Origin of the sequence: Sphingobium sp. 3R8 (assembly GCF_020166615.1) — a bacterium.
Classification (GTDB): Bacteria; Pseudomonadota; Alphaproteobacteria; order Sphingomonadales; family Sphingomonadaceae; genus Sphingobium; species Sphingobium bisphenolicum.
In genome coordinates this window covers 1-322 of sequence record NZ_JAIQXR010000079.1, presented here as the reverse complement: position 1 = coordinate 322, position 322 = coordinate 1, and the positions used below count along the sequence as shown (strand labels likewise).

The window sequence follows — 322 nt, the reverse complement described above, 5'->3', positions numbered from 1 at the left end:
GGAACGCCATCTTGGATCGACACGGATTGAGCGACGAGCAGTGGGAACGGGTTCGCCCTGTGCTTCCCGGTAAAGTCGGAGATAGAGGGCGTTCAGCTGTCGACAATCGGACGTTTCTCGAGGCGGTTTTATGGATCGCTGGAACAGGAGCGCCATGGCGAGACTTGCCGGAAAGCTTCGGCAACTGGAATTCCAATTTCCGTCGCTTTCGCAGGTGGGCTGTAAAAGGTGTCTTTGAGCTTCTGTTCGAGCGATTGTCGGGCGATCCTGACTTTGAATACGCCATGATCGATGGCACGATCGTCCGGGTCCATCAGCAGGG

The 322-nt window shown here is 56.2% G+C and carries 1 protein-coding gene; it reads left to right on the top strand.

The annotated features are described in order from the left end of the window. Positions 1 to 11: 11 nt before the first annotated feature. Positions 12 to 322: IS5 family transposase (locus K9B33_RS22990; protein WP_224551434.1), on the top strand; the 311-nt coding region annotated here is incomplete at its 3' end.